This is a genomic window from Variovorax sp. P2_H12 (assembly GCF_056403395.1).
The window spans coordinates 161,296-176,319 of record NZ_JBFUFO010000033.1 but is presented as its reverse complement, the minus strand read 5'-3'; the positions used below and the strand labels follow the sequence as shown (position 1 = coordinate 176,319).

The following is a 15,024-nucleotide window of genomic DNA, read 5'->3' as shown; positions in this document are numbered from 1 at the left end:
GTGCGCGACGGCATCGACCAGCTCACCGCGCGCGCCACCACGCCCGAGGTCGCCGAGGCGATGATCCGCGAGATGGCCTGGTACGACGCCTACCTCGACCGCGGGCGCGTGGACCGCAGCGCCAACACCACGCCCGGCAACAAGAAGGGTGGGCTCTCCAACATCGTGGAGAAGGCGATGGGCTCGATCGTGAAGTCAGGCAGCGCGCCGATCTCGGGCGTGATCGCGCCGGGCGAGAAGGTGCGGCAGAAGGGCCTCGTCTACGCCGCCACGCCGGCCAGCGACTTCATCTGCGGCACGCTGCAGCTGGCCGCCGGCATCAACCTGCATGTGTTCACCACGGGTCGCGGCACCCCCTACGGCCTGGCCGAGGTGCCGGTGATCAAGGTCGCGACGCGCAGCGACCTGGCGCGCCGCTGGCACGACCTGATGGACGTCAACGCCGGGCGCATCGCGGACGGCGACGCCACGATCGAGGACGTGGGCTGGGAGCTGTTCCGCCTGATGCTCGATGTCGCCAGCGGCCGCAGGAAGACCTGGGCCGAGCACTGGAAGCTGCACAACGCGCTGGTGCTGTTCAACCCGGCGCCGGTCACCTGAAGGCTCGCGAGCGCACCCATCAACAACCACGGAGACAAGCATCTTGAAAACCACTTTCCTGCGCAGCCTGGCCGCGCTCTCGACCGCCACCGCCCTATCGCTCGGCCTGGCGGCGCCCGCCGCGGCCGAAAGCGATTTCCCGAACCGGACCATCGAACTGCTGGTGCCCTACCAGCCGGGCGGCGGCACCGACGGACTGGCGCGCACCTTCGCCGACGCCAGCCGCAAGCACATGGCGCAGTCGATGGTGATCGTCAACCGGCCCGGCGCCGGCGGCGCGATCGGCTGGACCGAGGTGATCAACGCCAAGCCCGACGGCTACAAGCTCGCGGTGCTGACCGTGGAACTGCTCACGCTGCCGCACCTCGGCCTGGCCAAGTTCAACTACGACGACTTCCAGCCGATCGCGCAGCTCAATGCCGACCCGGCCGCGATCACGGTCAAGGCCGATGCGCCGTGGAACACGGTCGAGGAATTCCTGGCCGATGCCAAGAAGTCCCCGGAGAGCGTGCGCGTCGGCAACTCCGGCAACGGCTCGATCTGGCACCTGGCCGCGGCCGCGCTCGAAGACAAGACCGGCGCCAGGTTCGGCCACATCCCGTTCCAGGGCGCCGCGCCCGCGGTGCTGGCGCTGCTCGGCGGCCACATCGAGGCGGTGGCGGTGAGCCCGGCCGAGGTCACGACGCACGTGCAGTCGGGCAAGCTGAAGATGCTGATGGTCATGGCCGACCAGCGCGTGAAGGGCTTCGAGAAGGTGCCGACCGCCAAGGAGCGCGGCATCGACCTCTCGATCGGCACCTGGCGCGGCCTCGGCGCACCGAAGAACACGCCGCCCGAGGTGATGGCCAGGCTGCGCGAGATCACCGCCAAGACGGCCGCCGAACCCATGATGCGCGAAGCCATGGACAAGCAGAACCTGGGCTACGTCTACACCGACGGCGCGGTGTTCAAGGAGACGCTGGCCCGGGACAACGCCTATTACAAGAGCCTGATCACCAAGCTCAACATCAAGCCCTGAGGCCTTGCGGGACAGACCAAGAAACTGCGCAGCAGTTTTTGCTCTGTCCTCAAACCCTGAGACCTTGCGGGACAGACCAAGAAACTGCGCAGCAGTTTTTGCTCTGTCCTCAACTAATTAAGAAGGAGACCCGCCATGCAACGCCGCACCCTGATCCACACCGCACTGGCCTCGCTGGCCGCGGGCCTGCCGGCCCTGCCCGCCTTCGCGCAGGGCCAATGGCCGACGGCCAAGCCGATCACCTACCTGGTCCCCTTCCCTGCCGGCGGCACCACCGACGTGCTGGCGCGGCTGATCAGCCAGAAGCTGGGCCCGGTGCTGGGCACCAGCGTCGTCATCGACAACAAGGGCGGCGCCGGCGGCAGCGTCGGCTCGGAGATCGCGGCGCGCGCGGCGCCCGACGGCTTCACGCTGCTGGGCGGCACCATCAGCTCGCACGCGATCAACGTCAGCCTCTACCCCAAGATCGGCTACGACCCGCAGAAGTCCTTTGCGCCGGTGACGCTGATCGGCACCAACCCCGTCGTGCTGGTGGTCAACCAGGCGAGCCCGTACAAGACGCTCAAGGACCTGCTCGAGGCCAGCCGCTCCAAGCCGGGCGGGCTGTCGTCGGCCTCGGCCGGCACCGGCACCTCGCAGCACCTGGCGCTGGAATTGCTGGCCTACAAGTCGGGCGTCAAGTTCACGCACATCCCGTACAAGGGCAGCGGCCCGGCGATCCAGGATGTGATCGGCGGCCAGGTCGACATGATGTTCGACACCACCGTGGTGGCGGGTCCGCACATCCAGAGCGGCAAGCTGCGCGCGCTGGCCGTGACCTCGGCCAGGCGCCTGGCCTCGATGCCGGACGTGCCGACGGTCGCCGAATCCGGCGTTCCGGGGCTGGCGGATTTCGAGGTGGTGTCGTGGCAGGCGATCTTCGTGCCGGCCGGCACGCCGGCGCCGATCGTCGACCGCCTGCACACCGAGATCCGCAAGATCCTCGCGCAGCCCGAGATGCAGGAGAAGATGAAGGGCTTCGGCATGGAACCTGCCGACCTGAGCACGGTGCAGATCGCGGCCTTCCAGAAGGCCGAAGTGGAAAAATGGGCGCAGGTCATCAAGGCCGCGAACATCAAAGCCGAGTGACTGACCCCCACGCTCCGTCACTGCGTGTACTCGCTGCCCCCCGAGGGGGCCGCAGGCCGCCTTGGGGCGGCCCGGCGCCGGCCTGATCCCGCGAGAGCGCCAGGGGGCCGGTCGATAGAATCGCCTTCCGTTTTCCTGGGAACACCTCTTGTCCGATCGCCTCCCCGTCCTGCCTCAATATCTCTTCCCCAAGCAGGCGCTGACCACTTTCGCCGGCTGGGTCGCGGGCAAGGAGCGCGGGTCGGTCACGACCTGGATCATCCGCCGCTTCGTCGCCAAGTACGGCGTCAACATGGGCGAGGCGCTCGACAGCGACATCGCGAGCTATCCCAGCTTCAATGCCTTCTTCACCCGGGCGCTCAAACCCGGCGCGCGGCCCCTGGCCCAGGCCGACCTGATCTCGCCGGTGGACGGCGCGATCAGCCAGTTCGGCGCCATCGAGGGCGACCGGATCTTCCAGGCCAAGGGCCACCGCTATTCGACCACCGCGCTGGTCGGCGGCGACGCCACCCTGGCCGCGCAATTCGAGCACGGCAGCTTCGCCACGCTCTACCTGAGCCCGAAGGACTACCACCGCATCCACATGCCGTGCGACGGCCGCCTGCTGCGCATGATCTATGTGCCGGGCGAGCTGTTCTCGGTCAACCCGGCCACCGCGCGCGGCGTGCCCGGCCTGTTCGCGCGCAACGAGCGCGTGGTCTGCGTCTTCGAGTCGGCCCGCGGCCCCTTCGTGCTGGTGCTGGTCGGAGCGACCATCGTGGGCAGCATGGCGACCGTCTGGCACGGCGTGGTGAATCCGCCACGCGGCGGCGAGGTGCGCGAATGGCACTACGCCGACCGGCAGATCGTGCTCGCGCAAGGCGAGGAAATGGGCCGCTTCCTGCTCGGCTCCACGGTGGTGATGCTGTTTCCGGCCCCGCCGCTGGCCTTTGCGCCGGAGTGGGCGCCGGCCCGCCCGGTGCGGCTCGGCGAAGCCATGGCCAACTATCCTCGCCTGATGCCGTGATCCCACGGGCCGCAGCCCGCTTGCCGCGACAGCTATAAAACTTGTAGCAAGCGGCCTTCTGGGATATAGTCGCCGGCCGATTCCGGGTGGCCCCACCCCCCTACAAAAAAACACGCGGCGACCCGAGGAGATGAAGTCGATGAGCAGCAAGGAAAACGCAGCCGTCAGCCAATTGCTCGCGCTGCTGGAAGCCCGCTACGCGCTGCGCGTTCTCTGGGCCCTCCGCGACGGCCACGCCCAGACCTTCCGCCTGCTGCAGGACAGCGTCGGCAGCATCACGCCCAACACGCTGAACACTCGCATCAAGGAGCTTCGCGAGGCCGGGCTCGTGAACCACGGCAGCGAAGGCTACAGCCTGACCCTGAGCGGCCAGGACCTGCTCAAGCGCCTGTCGGACCTGCAGGCCTTTGCGGGCAAATGGCAGCAGACCCAGGTCAAGAAGACGGCGCCTCCTCCTGCGCCGTAGCGCCGTCTGGGGTCGTTAAACTGCCCGGTTTCCCACCTTTTCCAAATCCCCAAGGAGCGCTCCATGACCACCACTCCCTCCGGCCTGCAATACGAAGACACCACGGTCGGCGATGGCGCCGAAGCCAAGGCCGGCCACCACGTGCATGTGCATTACACCGGCTGGCTCTTCAACGACGGCGTCCAGGGCGCCAAGTTCGATTCCAGCCGCGACCGCAACGACCCGTTCGCCTTCTCGCTGGGCGCCGGCCAGGTCATCAAGGGCTGGGACGAAGGCGTCGCCGGCATGAAGATCGGCGGCAAGCGCACCCTGATCATCCCGGCCGCCCTCGGCTATGGCGCCCGCGGCGCCGGCGGCGTGATCCCGCCCAACGCCACCCTCAAGTTCGACGTCGAACTGCTGGACGCCCACTGAACTTGCCCCCAACGCTCCTCACTGCGTGTGTCGCTGCCCCCCGAGGGGGCCGCAAGCCGCCTTGGGGGCGGCCCGGCGCCGGCTTGATCCAGCGCCAATGAGGTCCCCAATGCGCCGCCGTCGGCGCATTTTTTTGTCTTGAAAACCGCCCGGCGAGCCCCAAATGGCTGCCTATTGTTCGTTTTTCATTGATTTCCGGCGTGGCCGCCGGCATTTTGAGCATGTCAGACCCGCAAAACACCCCTCTGAACCCCAACACCCTGCAAGGTGAACCCAGCCCCGAGGAACTCGAGGCCGCCCAGGCTGCGAACGAAGCCGACGCGTTGGCCGAGGCCCAGGCCGAGATCGCCGAGCTGAAGTCCAAGAACGCCGACCTGGCCGACCAGTTCCTGCGCGCCCAGGCCGACGTGCAGAACGCCCGCCGCCGGGCCGACGAAGAGATCACCAAGGGCCGCAAGTTCGCCATCGAGGGCTTCGCCGAGAGCCTGCTGCCGGTGCTCGACAGCCTCGAAGCCGGGCTGGCGATCCCCGAGGCGACCACCGAGCACCTGCGCGAAGGCACCGAAGCCACCCTGCGCCAGCTCAAGAGCGCGCTCGAGCGCAACAAGGTGATCGAGATCGCGCCGCCGGCCGGCGCCAAGTTCGACCCGCACCAGCACCAGGCGATCTCGGTGGTTCCGGTGCCGGGCCAGGAGCCCAACACCATCGCGAGCGTGCTCCAGAAGGGCTACACGATCGCCGACCGCGTGCTGCGCCCGGCCCTCGTGACCGTCAGCAGCCCGAGCTGAAACCAACAAGAAACCCACAGGAAATCCCCGCTTCGTCCCTTGAATCGCAGCGGGTTATCCACAAGTTCACAACAACCTAATTTTCAGAGTCCAGGAGAAACAACATGGCCAAAATCATCGGCATCGACCTCGGCACCACGAACTCGTGCGTGTCGATCATGGAAGGCAACACCACGCGTGTGATCGAGAACTCCGAAGGCGCCCGCACGACGCCCTCGATCGTGGCCTACCAGGAAGACGGCGAAGTGCTGGTCGGTGCCTCCGCCAAGCGCCAGGCGGTCACCAACCCGAAGAACACGATCTATGCCGTCAAGCGCCTGATCGGCCGCAAGTTCGAGGAAAAGGAAGTCCAGAAGGACATCGACCTGATGCCCTACAGCATCACCAAGGCCGACAACGGCGACGCCTGGGTCGAAGTGCGCGGCAAGAAGCTCGCGCCGCAGCAGATCAGCGCCGAAATCCTGCGCAAGATGAAGAAGACCGCCGAAGACTACCTCGGCGAGCCGGTCACGGAGGCCGTGATCACGGTGCCGGCGTACTTCAACGACAGCCAGCGCCAGGCCACCAAGGACGCCGGCCGCATCGCCGGCCTGGACGTCAAGCGCATCATCAACGAGCCGACCGCAGCGGCGCTGGCCTTCGGCCTCGACAAGCACGACAAGGCCGACCGCAAGATCGCCGTGTATGACCTCGGCGGCGGCACCTTCGACATCTCGATCATCGAGATCGCGGACGTGGATGGGGAAAAGCAGTTCGAAGTGCTGTCGACCAACGGCGACACCTTCCTCGGCGGCGAGGACTTCGACCAGCGCATCATCGACTACATCATTTCCGAGTTCAAGAAGGACCAGGGCGTCGACCTGAGCAAGGACGTGCTCGCGCTGCAGCGCCTCAAGGAAGCGGCCGAGAAGGCCAAGATCGAGCTGTCGAACGGCGCCGCCACCGACATCAACCTGCCCTACGTGACGGCCGACGCCTCGGGCCCGAAGCACCTGAACATCAAGCTGTCGCGCGCCAAGCTCGAAAGCCTGGTCGACGAGCTGATCGAGCGCACCATCGCGCCCTGCCGCACCGCCATCAAGGATGCCGGCGTCAGCGTGTCCGACATCAGCGACGTGATCCTGGTCGGCGGCATGACCCGCATGCCCAAGGTGCAGGAAAAGGTCAAGGAGTTCTTCGGCAAGGAACCGCGCAAGGACGTGAACCCCGACGAAGCCGTGGCCGTCGGCGCCGCCATTCAAGGCCAGGTGCTGTCGGGCGACCGCAAGGACGTGTTGCTGCTCGACGTCACCCCGTTGTCGCTCGGCATCGAGACCATGGGTGGCGTGATGACCAAGATGATCACCAAGAACACCACGATCCCGACCAAGTTCGCGCAGACCTTCTCGACCGCCGAGGACAACCAGCCGGCGGTGACGATCAAGGTGTTCCAGGGCGAGCGCGAGATCGCCTCAGGCAACAAGCTGCTCGGCGAATTCAACCTCGAAGGCATTCCGCCGGCCTCGCGCGGCACGCCGCAGATCGAAGTCAGCTTCGACATCGACGCCAACGGCATCCTGCACGTCGGCGCCAAGGACAAGGGCACCGGCAAGGAGAACAAGATCACCATCAAGGCGAACTCGGGCCTGTCGGAGGACGAGATCCAGAAGATGGTGAAGGACGCCGAGCTGAACGCCGCCGAGGACAAGAAGAAGGTCGAGCTGGCCCAGGCCCGCAACCAGGGCGAAGCCATGGTGCACAGCGTCAAGAAGTCGCTGGGCGAGCACGGCGCCAGCCTGGACGCCGGCGAGAAGGAAAAGATCGAAGCCGCGATCAAGGACGTGGAAGAAGCCCTCAAGGGCGAGGACAAGGCCGCGATCGACGACAAGACCAACACCCTGATGAGCGCCAGCCAGAAGCTCGGCGAGAAGATGTACGCCGACGCCCAGGCAGCGGCGGGCGCCGCCGGCGGCCCGGGCGCTGGCCCGGAAGCTGCAAGCGCCCCGGCGGACGACAACGTGGTCGACGCCGAGGTCAAGGAAGTCAAGAAGGGCTGATCTTCCCGTCCTGAACGAGGCTGGACCCCCTGGCAAGGCGGTCCGGCCTTTTCCGCTTTCTGCCCCCCCGATTTCGCCACCGATTCCCGACCATGGCCACCAAACGCGACTATTACGAAACCCTCGGCGTTCCCAAGAATGCGAGCGAGGAGGAAATCAAGAAGGCTTATCGCAAGCTTGCGATGAAGCATCACCCCGACCGCAACCACGGCGACGCCGGCAAGGAGTCCGAGGCCAAGTTCAAGGAGGTCAAGGAAGCCTACGAAATGCTGTCGGACAGCCAGAAACGGGCCGCCTACGACCAGTACGGGCACGCGGGCGTCGACCCCAACATGCGCGGCGGGCCGGGCGCGGAGGGCTTCGGCGGCTTCGCCGAGGCCTTCGGCGACATCTTCGGCGACGTCTTCGGCGGCGCCCGCGGGGGCCGCCAGGGCAGCGGCCGCCAGGTGTTCCGCGGCAGCGACCTGAGCTATGCGATGGAAGTCACGCTCGAGGAAGCGGCCGAGGGCAAGGACGCCCAGATCCGGATCCCGAGCTGGGACGACTGCGGCACCTGCAAAGGCACGGGCGCCAAGCCCGGCACCAAGCCGATCACCTGCACCACCTGCCACGGCCAGGGCGCGGTCCAGATGCGCCAGGGCTTCTTCAGCGTGCAGCAGACCTGCCCGACCTGCCACGGCTCCGGCAAGATCATTCCGGAGCCCTGCGCCACCTGCCACGGCCAGGGCAAGATCAAGAACAACAAGACGCTGGAAGTAAAGATCCCGGCCGGCATCGACGACGGCATGCGCATCCGCAGCACGGGCAACGGCGAGCCCGGCACCAACGGCGGCCCGCCGGGCGATCTTTACATCGAGATCCGCCTCAAGAAGCACGAACTCTTCGAGCGCGACGGCGACGACCTGCACTGCGTGGTGCCGGTCAGCATCACGACGGCCGCGCTCGGCGGCGAGATCAACGTGCCGACCCTGAAGGGCGCGGCCGCGATCGACATCCCCGACGGCACCCAGAGCGGCAAGCAGTTTCGCCTCCGCGGCAAGGGCATCAAGGGCGTGCGTTCCAGCTACCCGGGCGACCTGTACTGCCACGTGCGGGTCGAGACGCCGGTCAAGCTGACCGAGCACCAGCGCAAGCTCATGAAGGAGCTCGACGAGTCGCTCAGGAAGGGCGGCGAGAAGCACAGCCCGACCGACAAGGGCTGGTTCGACAAGGCGAAGGAATTCTTCAGCTGAGCGCCGCGTCGGTGGCGCCTGCCGGTCGACCCGGCAGCGATGGACTCCAGGCGGCCTGCGGGCCGCTTTTTTGTGGGCCGGCGTCGCCGCCAGCCGCGGTCGGCGACGCCGCCCCCTCGGACGTTGAGCCAGCACAGATCATGGAGGCCCATGAACAGAACCTGCGGACGACGACAGCAACCCGGACGGTCCCGTGCACGAAGGCCGGCATCCTCGTACGATGGACCAACGCGGCAAGCGGCGGGTCCGGTTTTCGCCAATTGCTGCCGCTTTCCGCTGGAACTTTTTTACGACGATGAAATTCTTATTTGAAAAGCAATTTGCTCGACGCGCTCTTTGTTCTATGCTTTGAGCAAGTTCCTGCCTGAGGGGTCATTCCAAAGCGTGCACACATCACCTGGCACCATTCCTGCGAACGATGCAACGTGTGCAGCACGGAAACCCCGGGCAGCGCCCCGCTGACTCGATGGAGGTGTCTATGGATGTCATCAGTAACTTCGCCGCTCGGTACGAGCGTACGCGCGAAGAGGTTCTGTCCCTGCAGGACTATCTCGAGATTTGCAAGCAGGAACCGATGGCCTACGCCACGGCAGCCGAGCGCATGCTCAAGGCCATCGGAGAACCCGAACTGGTCGACACGCGAAACAACCCCCGCCTGTCGCGCATCTTTGCCAACAAGGTGATCAAGATCTACCCGGCCTTCCGGGAGTTCTACGGCATGGAGGACGCCATCGAGCAGGTGGTGTCGTATTTCCGGCACGGCGCGCAGGGCCTGGAGGAAAAGAAGCAGATCCTCTACCTGCTCGGCCCGGTCGGCGGCGGCAAGAGCTCGATCGCCGAGCGCCTGAAGCAACTCATGGAGCACGTGCCCTTCTATGCGATCAAGGGTTCGCCGGTCAACGAGACCCCGCTGGGCCTGTTCGACGCAGCCGAGGACGGCGAGATTCTCGAACGGGAATACGGCATCCCCCGGCGCTACCTGCAGCGCGTCCTTTCGCCCTGGGCGGTGAAGCGGCTGGAGGAGTATGGCGGCGACATCCGCAAATTCCAGGTCGTCAAGCGCTACCCCTCCGTGCTGCGCCAGGTCGCGGTCGCCAAGACCGAGCCGGGCGACGAGAACAACCAGGACATCTCCTCGCTGGTCGGCAAGATCGACATCCGCAAGCTGGAAGACTATGCTCAGGACGACCCGGACGCCTATGCCTACTCCGGCGGCCTGTGCCTGGCGAACCAGGGCCTGCTCGAGTTCGTCGAGATGTTCAAGGCGCCGATCAAGGTGCTGCATCCGCTGCTGACCGCCACGCAGGAGGGCAACTTCAAGGGCACCGAAGGCTTCGGCGCCATCCCCTTCGACGGCATCGTGCTCGCGCACAGCAACGAGAGCGAGTGGAAGGCCTTCCGCAACAACAAGAACAACGAGGCCTTCCTCGACCGCATCTACATCGTCAAGGTGCCCTACTGCCTGCGCGTGTCCGAAGAGATCAAGATCTACGAGAAGCTGGTGCGCAATTCGTCGCTCGCGCACGCGCCCTGCGCGCCCGGCACGATGCGCATGATGGCCCAGTTCTCGGTGCTGACGCGCCTGAAGGAACCCGAGAACTCCAGCATCTTCAGCAAGATGCAGGTCTACGACGGCGAGAACCTCAAGGACACCGATCCGAAGGCCAAGTCGATACAGGAGTACCGCGACTACGCCGGTGTCGACGAAGGCATGAGCGGGGTGTCGACGCGTTTCGCGTTCAAGATCATCTCGAAGGTCTTCAACTTCGACAGCAGCGAGGTGGCCGCCAATCCGGTGCACCTGATGTATGTGCTCGAGCAGCAGATCGAGCGCGAGCAGTTCGCGCCCGAGACCGAGCAGAAGTACCTGTCCTACATCAAGGAGCTGATGGCGCCGCGCTATGCGGAGTTCATCGGCAAGGAGATCCAGACCGCCTACCTCGAGAGCTATTCGGAGTACGGCCAGAACATCTTCGATCGCTACGTGACCTACGCCGACTACTGGATCCAGGACCAGGAGTACCGCGACCAGGACACCGGCGAGGTGTTCGACCGCGGCTCGCTCAACGCCGAACTCGAGAAGATCGAGAAGCCCGCGGGCATCAGCAACCCGAAGGACTTCCGCAACGAGATCGTCAACTTCGTGCTGCGCGCGCGCGCCGGCAACGCGGGCAAGAACCCGCTGTGGACCAGCTACGAGAAGCTGCGCACCGTCATCGAGAAGAAGATGTTCTCGAACACCGAAGAACTGCTGCCGGTCATCAGCTTCAATGCCAAGAGCAGCGCCGACGAGATGAAGAAGCACGAGGACTTCGTCAACCGCATGGTCCACAAGGGCTATACGGCCAAGCAGGTTCGCCTGCTGTGCGAGTGGTATTTGCGCGTTCGCAAGAGCTCATGATGAGCTGAAGGAGATCCGGCCGTGGCCATGCTGCAGCAGATCATCGACCGCCGGTTGTCGGGCAAGAACAAGTCCATCGGCAACCGCGAGCGTTTCCTGCGGCGCTATCGCGAACAGATCGGCGAGGCCGTGCGGCGGGCGGTCAGCGGCCGCGGCATCCGCGACCTCGAACAGGGCGAGGACATCACGCTGCCCAAGCGCGACGTGTCCGAGCCGGTGTTCGGCCACGGCCAGGGCGGTGACCGCGAGTACGTGCATCCGGGGAACAAGGAGTACGTCAAGGGCGACCGCATCGAACGTCCGCAGGGCGGCGGCGGCTCGGGCAGCGGCTCGCAGGCCGGCGACGGCGAAGGGGGCGAGGACGACTTCGTCTTCCGCCTGACCAAGGAAGAGTTCATGCGGGTGTTCTTCGAGGACCTCGCCCTGCCCCACCTGATCCGCACCCAGCTGGCCGAGGTGCCCGAGTGGAAGAGCCAACGCGCCGGCTTCGTGAGCGACGGCAGTCCGAGCAACCTTCACGTGGTGCGCTCGATGCGCGGCGCGCTGGCCCGGCGCATCGCGCTCGGCGGGGATTCGCGGCGCGAGATCCGCGAACTCGAGGCCCATCTGCTGCACCTGCAGCGCAGCCCGCGCGCCACGGACGCGCTGATTCAGCGCGAGATCCGCGAGACCGAGGCCAAGATCGAGGAGTTGCGCGCCAAGGCCAAGCACGTGCCCTTCCTCGACCCGATCGACCTGCGCTACCGCAACCGCATCAAGGTGCCGATCCCGTCGGCCAAGGCCGTGATGTTCTGCCTGATGGACGTCTCGGGTTCGATGGACGAGGCGCGCAAGGACATGTCCAAGCGTTTCTTCATGCTGCTCTACATGTTCCTGACGCGGCACTACGAGAAGATCGACCTGGTCTTCATCCGCCATCACACGCAGGCCTCGGAAGTTACCGAGGATGAGTTCTTCCATGCCACCGAGACCGGCGGCACCGTGGTCTCCAGCGCACTGACGCTGATGCTCGACATCGTGCGCGCGCGCTATCCCAGCGGCGAGTGGAATATCTACGGCGCGCAGGCCAGCGACGGCGACAACTGGCATCAGGACAGCGGCCGCTGCCGCGAGCTTCTGAGCGATCACCTGCTGCCGCTGGTGCGCTACTACGCCTACGTGCAGGTGGCCGAGGCCGAGCAGAACATGTGGGAGGAATACAGCCAGTTGGTCGACGCCCACAAGAACTTCGCAATGCGCAAGGTGAGCGACGCGCAGGACATCTATCCGGTGTTCCGCGACCTGTTCAAGAAAGAAAGAGGTGCGGCGTGAACGACAAGACACGGACGCCCTTGCCCAGTCCCTCCGACTGGACCTTCGAGCTGATCGAGCAGTACCACACCGAGATCGCGCGGGTGGCGCGCGGCTACAAGCTGGACACCTACCCCAACCAGCTCGAGATCATCACGGCCGAGCAGATGATGGACGCCTATGCCTCGGTCGGCATGCCAGTCATCTATCGCCACTGGTCCTACGGCAAGCAGTTCATCGCCACCGAAAAGAACTACCGGCGCGGCCACATGGGCCTGGCCTACGAGATCGTGATCAACTCCGATCCCTGCATCGCCTACCTGATGGAAGAGAACACCATGGCCATGCAGGCCCTGGTGATCGCCCACGCGGCCTATGGCCACAACAGCTTCTTCAAGGGCAACTACCTGTTCAAGATGTGGACCGATGCGTCGTCCATCATCGACTACCTGGTCTACGCCCGGAACTTCATCTCCGAATGCGAGGAGCATCACGGCGTGTCGGCGGTCGAGGACCTGCTCGATTCCTGCCACGCGCTGATGAACCATGGCGTCGATCGCTACCGCAGGCCGCAGCGGCTGTCGCTGAGCCAGGAGCAGGCGCGGCGCGAGGAGCGCGAGCACCATCTGCAGCAGCAGGTCAATGACCTCTGGCGCACCTTGCCGCGCAAGAGCGGCCGCAGCGCGGAAGATGAAGAGGCCTCGAAGCGCTTTCCGTCCGAGCCCCAGGAGAACCTGCTCTACTTCATCGAGAAAAATGCACCATTGCTGGAGCCCTGGCAACGCGAAGTGGTGCGCATCGTGCGCAAGATCGGGCAGTACTTCTATCCGCAGCGCCAGACGCAGGTGATGAACGAAGGCTGGGCCACCTTCTGGCACTACACCCTGCTCAACACGCTCTACGACGAAGGCCTGCTGGCCGACGGCTTCATGATGGAATGGCTGCAGTCGCATACCAACGTGGTGTTTCAGCCGCCGATCGGCCATCGCGCCTACAGCGGGATCAATCCGTATGCGCTGGGCTTCGCGATGTTCACCGACCTCAGGCGCATCTGCGAGAAGCCGACCGAGGAAGACCAGCGCTGGTTCCCCGATCTGGCGGGTTCCGACTGGGTCGCGTCGCTCGACTATGCGATGCGCAATTTCAAGGACGAGAGTTTCATCGGCCAGTTCCTGTCGCCGAAGCTGATGCGCGAATTCCGCTTCTTCACCGTCAGCGACAAGGAGAGCGAGTCCGAACTCGAGGTGTCGGCGATCCATGACGACAGCGGCTACCGGCAGGTGCGCGAATCGCTGTCTCGCCAGTACGACCTGAACCATCGCGAACCCAACATCCAGGTGTGGAGCGTGAACCTGCGCGGCGACCGCTCGTTGACGCTGCGCCACACGCAGCACAACAACCGGCCGCTGCACGACGATTCGAACGAGGTGCTCAAGCACGTGGCCCGGCTATGGGGCTTCGACGTCCATCTCGAGAGCGTCGACAGCCAGGGGCGGATCAATCACCGCAAGGTGCCGGGGCCGCAGGCCAACTGAGCGCCGGGCGTCACTTGAGCTTTCTGCGGGCCGTCAATGCCTGCTCGCGCGCATGGCAGCCTTCGACGTGGTCGTTGACCAGCCCCATGGCCTGCATGAAGGCATACACGGTGGTCGGGCCGACGAAACTCCAGCCGCGCTTTTTCAGGTCCTTGGACATCGAGATCGATTCGGGCGATGTCGTCATGGTCCTCAACGCCTCGTGCGTGATGCGCTTCGGACGCGAGGCCGGATCGGGCTCGAAGCCCCACGCATAGGCAGCCAGCGAGCCGAACTCGGCGCGCAGCTCGATGACCCGCCGGGCGTTGTTGATGGCCGACTCGATCTTGCCGCGATGGCGCACGATGCCGGCATCGGCGAGCAACCGCTCGATGTCCTTCGGACCGAAGCGCGCCATGCGCTCGGCATCGAACTCCGCGAAGCCGCGCCTGAAGGCCTCGCGCTTGTTGAGGATGGTGAGCCAGCTCAGGCCGGCCTGGAAGCCTTCGAGGCACAGCTTCTCGAACAGACGACGCTCATCGGTGACCGGGAAGCCCCATTCGCTGTCGTGGTAGTCGCGGTAGACCTGCGTCGATTCGCACCAGCGGCAGCGCCAGGCGCCATCCGCACCTTCGAACAGGCCGGGTCGCTCGAGCGTCACGCCGCGCTCACGCGCACCAGCGCCTCGATCGCGAGCGGATAGCCCTTGACGCCGAGTCCGACGATGATTCCCCGCGCTGCCGGCGAGATGTACGAGTGATGGCGGAACTCCTCGCGGGCATGCACGTTGGAGATGTGCAGTTCGATCAGAGGCACGCTCGCACCCTTGATCGCATCGTGCAGCGCGATGGAAGTATGGGTATAGGCCCCGGGGTTCATCACCACGCCGAGCATGCGCCCGGCCGCGATCTCGCGCCCGGCCTCGTGGATCCAGTCGATCAACTGGCCCTCGTGGTTGGACTGGCGGCATTCGACTTCGACGCCGAGCGTGGCGCCTGTTTCCTGGCACATGCGCTCGACGTCGGCCAGCGTCTCGTAGCCGTATTGCGCGGGCTCGCGGGTGCCGAGCAGGTTGAGATTCGGGCCGTTGAGGACAAGGACTTTCTTCATGACATGGCGCTCCAATTGGCA

Annotated in this window: 13 protein-coding genes and 1 pseudogene; 12 read left to right on the top strand and 2 right to left on the bottom strand. The window is 65.4% G+C overall.

What is annotated here, in order from left to right; all coding sequences use genetic code 11:
* The 12 genes and pseudogenes from garD to AC1DYK_RS24950 form a co-directional block, all read left to right on the top strand.
* Positions 1-600: pseudogene (gene garD, locus AC1DYK_RS25005) on the top strand (galactarate dehydratase); the annotation flags it as partial.
* 43 nt (positions 601-643) lie between these two features.
* Positions 644-1,618 (top strand): Bug family tripartite tricarboxylate transporter substrate binding protein, encoded by a 975-nt coding sequence (locus tag AC1DYK_RS25000; RefSeq protein WP_478168729.1) that lies wholly within the window; start codon positions 644-646, stop codon positions 1,616-1,618.
* A 135-nt stretch (positions 1,619-1,753) separates the two neighbouring features.
* The gene (locus tag AC1DYK_RS24995; protein ID WP_478168728.1) at positions 1,754-2,746 is read left to right on the top strand and encodes a Bug family tripartite tricarboxylate transporter substrate binding protein; all 993 of its coding nucleotides are present in this window, start codon (positions 1,754-1,756) and stop codon (positions 2,744-2,746) included.
* Between the two features lie 148 nt (positions 2,747-2,894).
* The gene (gene asd / locus AC1DYK_RS24990) at positions 2,895-3,752 is read left to right on the top strand and encodes an archaetidylserine decarboxylase (protein ID WP_478168727.1); all 858 of its coding nucleotides are present in this window, start codon (positions 2,895-2,897) and stop codon (positions 3,750-3,752) included.
* Positions 3,753-3,891: 139 nt separating this feature from the next.
* Positions 3,892-4,218, top strand: coding sequence for a winged helix-turn-helix transcriptional regulator (locus AC1DYK_RS24985; RefSeq protein ID WP_478089961.1), 327 nt, complete (start codon positions 3,892-3,894; stop codon positions 4,216-4,218).
* 63 nt (positions 4,219-4,281) lie between these two features.
* Complete coding sequence (locus AC1DYK_RS24980) at positions 4,282-4,632, top strand: FKBP-type peptidyl-prolyl cis-trans isomerase (RefSeq protein ID WP_478168726.1); 351 nt, start codon at positions 4,282-4,284, stop codon at positions 4,630-4,632.
* A 221-nt stretch (positions 4,633-4,853) separates the two neighbouring features.
* Positions 4,854-5,420, top strand: a complete 567-nt coding sequence (gene grpE, locus AC1DYK_RS24975) for a nucleotide exchange factor GrpE (protein ID WP_478168725.1) — start codon at positions 4,854-4,856, stop codon at positions 5,418-5,420.
* Between the two features lie 104 nt (positions 5,421-5,524).
* The gene (gene dnaK / locus AC1DYK_RS24970) at positions 5,525-7,456 is read left to right on the top strand and encodes a molecular chaperone DnaK (RefSeq protein WP_478168724.1); all 1,932 of its coding nucleotides are present in this window, start codon (positions 5,525-5,527) and stop codon (positions 7,454-7,456) included.
* A gap of 92 nt (positions 7,457-7,548) precedes the next feature.
* Entirely contained in the window at positions 7,549-8,688 is a 1,140-nt protein-coding gene (dnaJ, locus tag AC1DYK_RS24965) for a molecular chaperone DnaJ (RefSeq protein WP_478168723.1), read from the top strand.
* Positions 8,689-9,166: 478 nt separating this feature from the next.
* Positions 9,167-11,089 carry a PrkA family serine protein kinase gene (locus AC1DYK_RS24960; RefSeq protein ID WP_478168722.1) on the top strand — a complete coding sequence of 641 codons (1,923 nt, stop codon included), beginning with the start codon at positions 9,167-9,169 and terminating at the stop codon, positions 11,087-11,089.
* Positions 11,090-11,116: 27 nt separating this feature from the next.
* Positions 11,117-12,400, top strand: coding sequence for a YeaH/YhbH family protein (locus AC1DYK_RS24955; RefSeq protein ID WP_478168734.1), 1,284 nt, complete (start codon positions 11,117-11,119; stop codon positions 12,398-12,400).
* The gene (locus AC1DYK_RS24950) at positions 12,397-13,914 is read left to right on the top strand and encodes a SpoVR family protein (protein WP_478168721.1); all 1,518 of its coding nucleotides are present in this window, start codon (positions 12,397-12,399) and stop codon (positions 13,912-13,914) included. The genes AC1DYK_RS24955 and AC1DYK_RS24950 overlap by 4 nt, the downstream gene beginning before the upstream one ends.
* A gap of 10 nt (positions 13,915-13,924) precedes the next feature.
* Here the strand turns inward: AC1DYK_RS24950 and AC1DYK_RS24945 are convergent, their stop codons facing one another.
* Complete coding sequence (locus AC1DYK_RS24945) at positions 13,925-14,554, bottom strand: DNA-3-methyladenine glycosylase I (protein WP_478168720.1); 630 nt, start codon at positions 14,552-14,554, stop codon at positions 13,925-13,927.
* Positions 14,551-15,003 carry a type II 3-dehydroquinate dehydratase gene (gene aroQ / locus AC1DYK_RS24940; protein ID WP_478168719.1) on the bottom strand — a complete coding sequence of 151 codons (453 nt, stop codon included), beginning with the start codon at positions 15,001-15,003 and terminating at the stop codon, positions 14,551-14,553. The genes AC1DYK_RS24945 and aroQ overlap by 4 nt, the downstream gene beginning before the upstream one ends.
* Positions 15,004-15,024 lie beyond the last annotated feature (21 nt).

Excerpts from the sequence above, each read along its gene's own strand:
- AC1DYK_RS24955 (WP_478168734.1), top strand. The coding sequence starts at position 11,117 with ATGCTGCAGCAGATCATCGACCGCCGGTTGTCGGGCAAGAACAAGTCC.
- AC1DYK_RS24995 (WP_478168728.1), top strand. The coding sequence starts at position 1,754 with ATGCAACGCCGCACCCTGATCCACACCGCACTGGCCTCGCTGGCCGCG.
- AC1DYK_RS24980 (WP_478168726.1), top strand. The coding sequence starts at position 4,282 with ATGACCACCACTCCCTCCGGCCTGCAATACGAAGACACCACGGTCGGC.
- dnaJ (WP_478168723.1), top strand. The coding sequence starts at position 7,549 with ATGGCCACCAAACGCGACTATTACGAAACCCTCGGCGTTCCCAAGAAT.
- AC1DYK_RS24985 (WP_478089961.1), top strand. The coding sequence starts at position 3,892 with ATGAGCAGCAAGGAAAACGCAGCCGTCAGCCAATTGCTCGCGCTGCTG.
- dnaK (WP_478168724.1), top strand. The coding sequence starts at position 5,525 with ATGGCCAAAATCATCGGCATCGACCTCGGCACCACGAACTCGTGCGTG.
- AC1DYK_RS24960 (WP_478168722.1), top strand. The coding sequence starts at position 9,167 with ATGGATGTCATCAGTAACTTCGCCGCTCGGTACGAGCGTACGCGCGAA.
- aroQ (WP_478168719.1), bottom strand. The coding sequence starts at position 15,003 with ATGAAGAAAGTCCTTGTCCTCAACGGCCCGAATCTCAACCTGCTCGGC.
- grpE (WP_478168725.1), top strand. The coding sequence starts at position 4,854 with ATGTCAGACCCGCAAAACACCCCTCTGAACCCCAACACCCTGCAAGGT.